Consider the following 10,371-nt stretch of genomic DNA (forward strand, 5'->3'; position numbering starts at 1 on the left):
GCGGGGCTTCCAGGACTACGTCCCGCTAGCGCGAACGGCGGATTAGCTAAAGCCATCGATGGATGGATGGAGACGTGATGAGCAAGACGCCAGAGGCGCTGCGGCGCTCCGTTGAGCAGTTCCTACTTAATGTACCGGAGCCGCTCGATCCGCTACTTGCCCTCAAGCTGACTCAGTTGGTGGTGAGGCCGGGAGATACAGCTTACGCCATGGGCTCCAGCGATGGCCAGCGAAACCTTGACGAGCGCTGTTGTCCCTGCCCTGGACGTCTGTTGGGGGAATAGACATCATTTGCCCACCTCTGCCGGCAGCCTGGGGTTGAAGAGAGGAAGAAAAAGCGGCCAAGATGGGATCCGGTTGCTTGGCCTCCTATGACTTCCCCGGTTCTCCTCTGGCATCGCCGCGATCTGCGGCTGGCGGACAACACAGCCCTCCACGCGGCGGCGCAGCGCAGCTCCCAGGTGGTGCCGGTTTTCGTTTTCGACCCGCAGGTCTTGCAGCGGGCGGATATGGCCCCAGCCAGGGTGGCGTTTCTCCTCCAGGCGTTACAGGAGCTGCAGGAACGCTACGCCCAGATGGGGATCCCACTCCTGTGGCGGCGGGGAGATCCAGCCGTGGAGCTGCGGCAGTTGGCCGCCGAGCTGGGAGCGCAGGCCGTGTTTTGGAACGAGGATCTGGATCCCTGGGCTCGGCAGCAGGAGAGTCGGGTGCGGGCCAGCTTGGCGGAAGCTGGGATCCCGTCTTTTTCTTACCAAGATATGCTGCTGCACGGGCCAGGGGAAGTGTTGACCCAGGCGGGGGAGCCCTACTCGGTTTTTACCCCTTTCTGGCGCCGCTGGTCTAGCTTGCCCAAGCCGGATCCCTTCCCCATCCCAAAGAGTCTGCAGTCGGTGTCAAGCCTGAAAGCCCAACCTCTGCCCAGCTTGGCGGATCTGGGGTTTGTCTGTGAGCAGCGGATCCCGGCAGCGGGGGAGAGCGTGGCTCAGGGTCTTCTGGAGGATTTTTGTCAGGGCCTGCGCATTTTCGACTACGAGCGGGCCCGCAATTTCCCGGCTGAACAGGGCACCTCTCTCCTCAGCCCCCACCTGTGCTGGGGAACCATCGGCATTCGCCAGGTGTGGCAGGCCACGCGGGAGGTGGAAGCGGAGGTGCGCAGCGAAGAGGCCGAGAGCAGCCTGAAGACTTGGCGGCAGGAGCTGTGCTGGCGCGAGTTTTACAAGCATGTTTTGGTCCACTGGCCCCACGTGGAGAGCGGCGCCTATCGGCGCGCTTTTGATGCGCTGGAGTGGGACAACCGCCAAGATTGGTTTCAGGCCTGGTGCGCCGGGCAGACGGGCTACCCGATTGTGGATGCGGCCATGCGCCAGCTCAACGAGACCGGCTGGATGCACAACCGCTGCCGCATGATCGTGGCCAGCTTTTTAACCAAGGATCTCCTCATCGACTGGCGCTGGGGGGAGCGCTACTTCATGCAAAAGCTTGTAGACGGGGATCTGGCTGCCAACAACGGCGGCTGGCAGTGGAGCGCTGGTGTGGGCACGGATCCCAGGCCGCTGCGCATCTTCAACCCGGCCACCCAGGCGGCCCGCTACGACCCGGAAGGGGAGTACATCCGCCGCTACCTGCCGGAGCTGGCCGGGCTGGATACCCCCGCTTTGCTGTGGGTAGGCGACGATCCCAAGGGATCCTGGGCTCTGCAGGAGCGGCGGCGCTGCGGCTACCCGGATCCCATCGTGGATCACAAAGTGCAGCAGCAGGAGTTCAAGCGGCGCTACCAGGCGGTGCAGCAGGGGCGCTCTCAGCCGGACTAGGCAGCCTATCCACTCCTTCCTGGACAGGAGGTGGCAAGGACTTCCCTCACCCCCGGCCCCTCTCCCTGAGGGAGAGGGGAGTTGGAGCGGCGCGTTCGCGACAGCGTTGCGTAAATAAAAAGGGGATCGCCGGGATCCCCTCCGTCCCCAGAAGTTCCAAGCCAAGGCCGGGCTGCCTGAGACTACGGCTTGAGCTCGCTGGGGATGCGCTCCCCAAAGAGCACGAAGTAGAGGATGCGGTAGATGTCTGTGTTCAGGATTCCAGTGACCGGCACTAGCTCTCGAGCGTTCAGGCCCGCCGCGCGAGCAATGACCCCGCTGCCCACATCGTCCTTGCTGGCCCAGGAGATGCCAAAGGGAAAACGCTTGCCATTTTTGTCCGGAGCGGAGAGGAAGGGCTTTGTGCCAGTGCCGTCCACCCCGTCAAGGGGAGCGCCGCTTTCGTCAGTGGGCGGCAGAGGATTATCGGCAGACTCGACATCCACCAGCTGCATCCCGCCAGCATTGCTGTCGCTGGTGGTGATCATGAAGGTCTTGGGATTCTTCTCGATGAAGTCAAGAATCACCCCGATGGCATCGTCGGCCCGCTTCATGGCCTCCAGGCAGCCGGAAGCATTGAGGTTGTTGCACATGTTGTCGGTGCCCTCTTCTTCAATGACGGCGAAGAAGCCCTTGGGATTGCGGGAGATCCGCTCTAGGGCAAACTGCGTCATCTCGGCAATGGTGGGGGCGCTGGCGATGTAGTTGGGCAAGTTTTCTTTCCGCAACTCTTCTTCAGGCTTGTCGTAGAAGGTGTCCTCGACGTTGAACACCCCCAAAACCTTGGAGACATCTGCCGGCAGCTTCAGCAGCTCGTCGCGGGTGTAGACAACGGCGTACCCCTTTTTCTTGGCCTCCTCAATCAGGTTGCGGCCATCCTTGCGCTTCCCTTGGCCAAAGCGGCCCTGGACGCCTTCCGGCAGCAGCCATTCCTCACCGGCCCCCAGGATGATGTCCACCCCCGACTCCACCACTTGTAGGGCGATCTCCTCATAGTCGCTGCGCTTGGGAACTTCCGCCACGAAAGCAGCCGTTCCCGGCTCAATGATGGATCCCGACTGCACCAGAGCCGTGCCCAAGCCCGCCGCCACTGCTTCCTCCATAATCGTGTTCAGGGTGCCGTTGGCAGAGGGGTACTCTTTGCCGTCCGGATCCAACCCAAAGCTCTTGGCGTGGACACGAGTTCCTGTGGCATGGGTCACCGCTCCGCCGTTGGAAGTTCCCCCAAGCTGGTCGAGATGGTGCCCGCGATAGGGGGCAATCACGGGGAGACGATCCCAGTTCAGAAAGCCATCGGGGCCGTAGTGGAGAATGCGCGTGATGTCCCAGTGGGAGGCCGAAGTGCCATCGGGGTGGAAAAAGATCGCCCCGTTGCCAGTCGGCTTGGGCGCCGCCTGGGCCAGGCCGGAGGAAAAAAGCGAAGAGGACAGCAGGCACAGTGTCGCGGCCACAGCTGCCCTCAAAGAATGGTTACGCATAGTGAGCATGCCCTTGCTTGTTCAAGGCTGGACGTTAAGAAAAGTAACACAGCCTTGACGACCTAGCAAGAGCCCAACTGCCCCTGCAAGCAGAACTCGCCTGCAGGAACGGCTGCTGTTCTGGATTGCCCAGGGTAGATTGTGCGCTCTGCACCTACTGTTAACTATCTCTTAACCATCCCATAACGTCAAGGCTGCTTGGGCCGTTCCAGATCAAGCAGCGCTTTGGGGGGCAGAGGTGAATCGCCAGGCCTGCCTAAGCTGTCTGAGGTATTGTTGCCAACGCTGCAGTTCTCCAGGTTGCAAAGGGATCCCGCCAAAGCGCACCTCCAGGTAGCGCTGCAGGAACTGGATGGCCAGCTCAACCCGGGGCAAGTTGGACTGGCGCAGGTGTTCCAGGCAGGCCTCAGGGCCTAGGTGGGCTGGGATCCCCGCCGCCGTCAAGAGATCTCGCAGTTGCAAATAGAGCCTTGAGATGGCCTGGCGGCGCTGCTGGGACTTGGGCAGGGCCGCCGGGATCCAGCGCATCCCGGCAAAGGCCAGACTTGGCAGCAGGATCCCGACCATCCAGGTGGGCCATTCTGGGGGCGGCTGCCACAGGGATCCCATCACCACTCCATTGGCGGCTGTGGCCAAGAGGATCCATCCCCCATCCTGCCAGCGCACGGCCTGGTAGCGGCGGCGGCGGCCCCAGTAGGCCGTGAAGCCAGTGATGACCATCACCCCCACCAGCGGCAGGCTGTTTTGCTGCAGGCTTTGCCCCCAGCCCACCAAGCTGCGGCGGAGGGCGGCAACGACATCCTCCTGCTTTTGGGGAGCGGTCACGCGGCTGGCCAGCTCCTGAATCTGCCGCCAGATCTGCCGCTGGGTGGATAGATCGTACTGGATGACGTACTTAAACCAACGGAAGCGCAGGCTGTCGTAAAAATCTTGCAGGGGATCCCACCAGCTTTGCCGCTGGCTGACATTGGCCTCGGGCGGCGTGGCGTCGAAGATGATCCATCCATAGGGGCCAAAGGGGATCTCCGTCCACGAGTGGGCATCGGCGTTGCGCACCGCCAGGTACTTTTCCTGCGCCACCCAGCGCCCGCCCAAGAAGCCATTGACCACGCGGGCCGGGATGCCGAGGCTGCGGGCCAGCACCGTCAGGGCGGTGGCAAAGTATTCGCAGTGGCCGCGGCGGTGGGTAAACAAAAAGGCCTCCAAAGGCGGCTCGGCCCCGGGATCCGGCAGATCGGTGGTGTAGGCGTAGTTCTCCAGCAGGTAGTTCTGCAGAGCCGCTACCTTGCCAAAGACGTCGGGGATCCCAGCCGTGATCTCCTCTGCCAAGGCGGGAATGCGCGGATCCAGCTCTGCCGGCAACTGCAGGTAGGCTGCCTGCTGGGCTGGGTCAAGCGCACTCAGCAGCTCCTCCTGGCTAAGCTGGCGCAGGCGGGGCCTTAGATCCTGGGGGATCCAGCTCACGGCGCGGTAGAGATAGGGCAGCCGGGGGGGCAGAGAATGGCTGACATCCCCGCTCTCGTGCAGGAGCAGGCGGCGAGTTTGCCGTTGCCATGCCTGCTGCGGAGTCATCGCCCCACCTCGATCTAGCCACTCCACCTCTAGCAGCGGCGCCACCCCAAAGACGGTGGTGGTGGCCAGCGGCTCTAGGTAAATCCGCTGCTCCAGGGGGAAGAACTGGAGGTCGCTCGCAGTGGGGATCAAGGGGGAAGCCGAGAGATCAAAGACCCCTGCTGCAGTGGGGAAAATCGGGATCGCGCGGTTCAGCGTCCGCGACCAAGCCCGCCCGTCGTAGCGATCAAAGCTCATGCCACGCCAGTAGAGGGACTCCACCTGGGGGGGCACCCCTGCCGGGAACTCCACCCGCAGGGCAACGGTGTTGTCGGTTTTAAGGGTGCCGAACTCCCCCAGGCTGACTTCTTCGGCAAAGCCGGTGGTCATCACCGGCGAGCGGGCCTGCCGGCCCAAGATCCCCAAGCTGAGCCGCGGGAAGAGGAAAAACAAAACCACCGAGAGAATTGTTGCCAGCAAGGCCAGGGATCCCAGAAACCCCAAAAAGCTGAGGTCGATCCCGCGGACTTGGCTGGCCGCCTGCGGGTGCTGCTCCGCCTGCAGGCGCAGGTGATAGAGGGTGAGGTTAACCAGCCCCACCCCCACATACAGCAGGAATAAAAACCCAAAGCTGATGTCTTCGTTGAAGAGGGTGGCGATGGCCATCAGCAGCAGAGACAGCACCGCCAACTGGATGTGGTCTGCTGCCCGTTCCCGCTGGAACAACTTGGCCCCTGTTAGGTAAAGCACCAGGCCTATGGCCCCATCCGAAAGCGGCAGCACGCCCGCCAGCACCAGGGCCGCCAAGCTGACCAACACGCTCACCGTCAGGGGCATCCACAGGGAAGCATAGCGGGCAAAACTAATCCGGGGCGGCTCCCAAAACCAACTGGCAGCCCCCGCCGCCAAGCAGAGGGCGATAACCGCCGGCGACAGGGCCTGATCCCCCAGACAAAGGGCCGTGAAGGCGATCCCCACCAGCAGGTAGATGAAGACTTTTTGGACAGCAAGCAGCGGCCAGGTCATGGGCTAGGTTGCTTCGGGATCCTCAAGTGGCCCTTCCAAGATAGCCAAGTCTTTTTCCTTCTCCTGCCCACGATAGACCCAGCTTGCTGGTACCCCCTCTCGATTGGAGAAGACAGACCTCTGCCGCGGCACTAGAAGGCACTAGAATCGTTAATGTTCCTTAACTTTCGTTGTTTTTCGACCTGCGCTGCGCACAGAGGGGACGAGATGTCCGGCCAGAACGAAATCCACGTAGTGGGGGCGCGGCAGCACAACCTCAAAAACCTCGAGCTGCGGATCCCGCGCAATCGCCTGGTGGTGTTTACGGGCGTCTCTGGATCCGGCAAATCTTCTCTGGCCTTCGACACCATCTTTGCCGAGGGGCAGCGGCGCTATGTGGAGTCCCTCAGCGCCTACGCGCGGCAATTTCTGGGGCAACTGGACAAACCGGATGTAGACCGCATCGAGGGCTTGAGCCCGGCCATTGCCATCGACCAAAAGTCCACCAGCCACAACCCCCGCTCCACGGTGGGCACCGTTACCGAAATCTACGACTACCTGCGGCTGCTCTACGGGCGGGCCGGGATCCCCCACTGCCCCCATTGTGACCGGGTGATTGCCCCCCAGACGGTGGATCAAATGGTGGACCAGATCCTGGCCCTGCCGGAGCGGACGCGCTTTCAGTTGCTGGCGCCTGTGGTGAGGGAAAAAAAGGGCACCCATGCAGCCCTCTTGCAGAGCTTGCGCCAGCAGGGGTTTGTGCGGGTGCGCATCGACGGCCAAGTGCGGGATCTGAGCGAAGAGATCGAGTTGGCCAAAAACAAGGCCCACACCATTGAGGTGGTGGTGGATCGGCTGGTCAAGGGCCCCGAGATCGCCGAGCGGCTGGCCGATTCCCTGACCACCTGTCTGCGCCAGTCGGGGGGACTGGCGGTGGTGGAGCTCTTGCCGCGAGAGGAAGAGCGGGAACACCTGCTGCAAAAAGTGGCCGAGGTGGCGGGGCAGTACCTCAACGGCAAGCCGACGGAGCTGATCTTTTCGGAACAATTTGCCTGCCCCGAACATGGCTCGGTGCTGGGCGAGCTGTCGCCGCGGCTATTTTCCTTCAACTCCCCCATCGGCGCCTGTCCTGTCTGTCACGGGCTGGGCTTTGAGCCCATCTTCGACCCCGACCGGATCGTGCCGGATCCCAAGCTCCCTTTGTACGCGGCCATCGCCCCCTGGGCGGAGCGGGAGAACCCCTACTACCTGGCCCTGCTGGCGGGGGCCGCCAAGGCCTTTGGCTTTGAGCTCAGCAGCCGCTGGTGCGACCTCACCCCTGAGCAGCAGCAGCTCCTCCTCTACGGCAGCGACCAGGAGATCTACGTTGAAGCGGAATCCCCCTACCGGGGCCGGGGGTACTACCGCCGCTACGAAGGGGTGATCCCCCAGTTGCAGCGGCACTACCAAGAAACTACCTCCGAAACCTACCGGCAAAAGCTAGAGGCCTACCTCACCTACCGCCCCTGTGCTGCCTGTGGCGGATCCCGGCTGCGGCCGGAGGCCCTGGCGGTGCGCGTCGGCGGCTACCGCATCACGGATCTCACCCAGATCTCCATTGGCGATTGCCTGCGCCGCCTGGAAGACCTCAAGCTCACCCCCCGCCAGGCCCAGATTGCCGAGCTGGTGCTGCGGGAGATCCGAACCCGGCTGCAGTTTTTAATCGATGTGGGCCTCGACTACCTCACCCTGGCCCGACCGGCCATGACCCTTTCGGGGGGCGAGGCGCAGCGGATCCGGCTGGCCAGCCAGATTGGCTCCGGCCTGACGGGGGTGCTCTACGTGTTGGATGAACCCTCCATCGGCTTGCACCAGCGGGACAACGAGCGCTTGTTGCAAACCCTGTTGCGCCTGCGGGATCTGGGCAACACCCTCATTGTGGTGGAACACGACGAGGAAACCATCCGCGCCGCCGACCACATCGTGGACATCGGCCCTGGAGCTGGCATTCACGGGGGAGAAGTGGTGGCCCAAGGGTCTCTAGCCAACATCCTGGCCTGCGATCGCTCCATGACCGGAGCTTACCTTTCGGGGCGGAGGCGGATCCCTACCCCTGCCCAGCGCCGACCGGGGAAAGGGGTTGCCCTCAAGCTCACCAATGCCCACAAAAACAACCTCAAGCACATCGATGTGGAGATCCCGCTCGGCAAACTAGTCTGTGTTACGGGGGTCTCCGGCTCCGGCAAGTCCACCTTGGTCAACGAGTTGCTCTACCCTGCCCTGCAGCACTACCTTGGCCAGAAGGTGCCCAAGCCGGCGGAAATGGGGGAGTTACACGGCATTGAACACATCGACAAGGTTATTGTCATCGACCAATCCCCCATTGGCCGCACTCCTCGCTCCAACCCTGCCACCTACACGGGTCTATTTGATCCCATCCGCCAGGCCTTTGCCCAGACTCTAGAGGCCAAGGCTAGAGGCTATCACGCTGGCCACTTTTCCTTCAACGTCAAGGGGGGGCGCTGTGAAGCCTGCAAAGGGCAGGGGGTGAACGTGATTGAGATGAATTTCCTGCCCGATGTGTATGTTACCTGCGAAGTGTGTGGCGGCAGCCGCTACAGCCGCGAGACCCTCCAGGTCAGGTACAAGGGCAAAAACATTGCCGAAGTCTTGGACATGACGGTGGGGGAGGCGCTGGAGTTTTTTGCCGCCCTACCCCCTGCCGCCAAGATTCTACAGACGCTGGCCGATGTGGGCCTTGACTACATCAAGCTGGGCCAGCCGGCCCCCACCCTCTCCGGCGGGGAAGCGCAGCGGGTAAAGCTGGCGGCAGAACTGTCCCGCCGTTCCACCGGCAAAACCCTCTACCTGCTGGATGAGCCCTCCACTGGCCTGTCTTTCTACGACGTTCACAAGCTCTTGAACGTCCTGCAGCGGCTGGTGGATGCGGGCAACACCGTGCTGGTGATCGAGCACAACCTGGACATCCTCCGCTGTGCCGACTGGATCATTGACCTGGGGCCAGAAGGAGGCGACCAGGGCGGCCAGATCGTGGCCGTAGGCACCCCTGAGGCAGTGGCTGAGCAGCCGGGATCCCATACGGGGCGCTACCTGAAGCAGGTTTTGCAACGCCATCCCCCCGGCCAGTAAGCCCTGCTATCCCCACCCTCTGAGAGACAAGTTGGACAAAGGTCGACTTTGAACCGGGCGGCTGCTTTCTTCACTGATGTCCTGCCCAGTTCTCTTCAAAACAAAAGCTCTTCAATGACTTCGTTGGAAAACAGCCAGCCCTCCGGCGGGACTAGCCGCAGCCGCCCCGCCTCACAACTGGCCCAACCTTTTTCAAAATAGGGATCCAGCCTCTGCAAGGCCTGCTCCACCTTCCTGCTGCCAAAGCGCTCCTGTAGAGTTGCCAACTCCAGCCCTTCCTGGAGGCGCAACCCCAACATCACCGTATCCATCCAGATTTCTTCTGCAGAAGCCGGCGGCGGCAGGGGGTGAACCTGCGCTTTGACCTGTTCAAAGTATGCGTGGAGAGTTTTCGGCTGTTGAATGCGCCGCCCCCCTTCGTAGCCGACCGATCCCATGCCAAAGCCAAAGTAGGGGCGGTTTTCCCAGTACACCCGGTTGTGGCGACAGGCATACCCAGGGCGGGCAAAATTGGAGATCTCGTAGTGGATGTAGCCGGCTTGGGTGAGCAACTCCCGCGCCGTCAGGTACATGGCAACCGTGGTCTCCTCGCTGGGCAGAGGCGCCTCCCCCGGCCGGTAGAGACGCCCAAAGCGGGTTCCCGGCTCGAGAGTGAGATCGTAAACGGAGACATGGGTGGGGTTGATTTCAAGAACAGCCTGCAGTGACTCCTGCCAATGTTCTAAAGTTTGATAGGGCAGCCCGAAGATCAAATCCAGGTTGAAATTCTCAAAGCCCACCGCCTGCAAGTCGGCCACAGCCTCGTAAATTTCTTCCACCCCATGGAGGCGACCGCAGGCGGCCAGCAGCTCCGCTTGAAAGGCCTGTACCCCTAGGCTAATGCGGTTAACCCCTAGATCCCGGTAGCCTGCCAACTGCTGCCGTGTCAGGGTGCCGGGGTTGGCCTCGAGCGAGATCTCGCAGTCGGGATGAAACGGGATCCTCTCCCTTAGTTGGCTCAAAATCCGACTCAACTGCTTCACCGTCAGCAGGGAAGGGGTGCCGCCGCCGAAAAAAATGCTGGTCAAGGGCTGGGGATCCCCGGCCAAATGGCGGTAGCGGTAGGCGCCGCCGATCTCTTGGCAGAGCCTCTGCACATAGGTTTCGATCAGTTCGCGCGTGCCCAGGCCGGTGGCAAAATCGCAGTAGTGGCAGCGCTGCCGGCAGAAGGGAATGTGCAGATAGGCCGCCTCCGGCCAGCCAAGCTGAGTGGAGAGGGCAAAGTCTTCTGCAGAGGCTGCAACTACCATAGCTCCCTACCTTGGTGACGTACTCCCGCACTCATGCTGACGCATAGAGTGCGGGCTTCCCAGTGACTC

General features: G+C 62.2%; 6 protein-coding genes. 3 read left to right on the plus strand and 3 right to left on the minus strand.

Features of this window, described 5'->3' with window-relative positions; translation table 11 throughout:
• The first annotated feature begins 77 nt into the window (after nucleotides 1-77).
• Both NW848_RS07680 and NW848_RS07685 read left to right on the plus strand, forming a co-directional pair.
• Nucleotides 78-284 carry a hypothetical protein gene (locus tag NW848_RS07680; RefSeq protein WP_240530343.1) on the plus strand — a complete coding sequence of 69 codons (207 nt, stop codon included), beginning with the start codon at nucleotides 78-80 and terminating at the stop codon, nucleotides 282-284.
• An 87-nt stretch (nucleotides 285-371) separates the two neighbouring features.
• Nucleotides 372-1,811, plus strand: a complete 1,440-nt coding sequence (locus NW848_RS07685; RefSeq protein WP_414508409.1) for a cryptochrome/photolyase family protein — start codon at nucleotides 372-374, stop codon at nucleotides 1,809-1,811.
• Between the two features lie 182 nt (nucleotides 1,812-1,993).
• On the opposite strand, the gene NW848_RS07690 is transcribed toward NW848_RS07685, so the two are convergent.
• Nucleotides 1,994-3,301 carry an alkaline phosphatase gene (locus NW848_RS07690; protein ID WP_414402894.1) on the minus strand — a complete coding sequence of 436 codons (1,308 nt, stop codon included), beginning with the start codon at nucleotides 3,299-3,301 and terminating at the stop codon, nucleotides 1,994-1,996.
• A 240-nt stretch (nucleotides 3,302-3,541) separates the two neighbouring features.
• On the minus strand, nucleotides 3,542-5,905 hold the full coding sequence (locus NW848_RS07695) for a DUF3488 and DUF4129 domain-containing transglutaminase family protein (RefSeq protein WP_414402895.1): 2,364 nt from the start codon (nucleotides 5,903-5,905) through the stop codon (nucleotides 3,542-3,544).
• A gap of 207 nt (nucleotides 5,906-6,112) precedes the next feature.
• On the opposite strand from NW848_RS07695, the gene uvrA reads away from it, so the two are divergent.
• Nucleotides 6,113-9,013 (plus strand): excinuclease ABC subunit UvrA, encoded by a 2,901-nt coding sequence (gene uvrA / locus NW848_RS07700; protein WP_414402896.1) that lies wholly within the window; start codon nucleotides 6,113-6,115, stop codon nucleotides 9,011-9,013.
• A 95-nt stretch (nucleotides 9,014-9,108) separates the two neighbouring features.
• On the opposite strand, the gene hemW is transcribed toward uvrA, so the two are convergent.
• A complete protein-coding gene (gene hemW, locus NW848_RS07705; RefSeq protein ID WP_414402897.1) occupies nucleotides 9,109-10,302 on the minus strand; it encodes a radical SAM family heme chaperone HemW in 1,194 nt (397 codons plus the stop codon).
• Nucleotides 10,303-10,371 lie beyond the last annotated feature (69 nt).

This window comes from Synechococcus sp. RC10A2, from assembly GCF_047502605.1.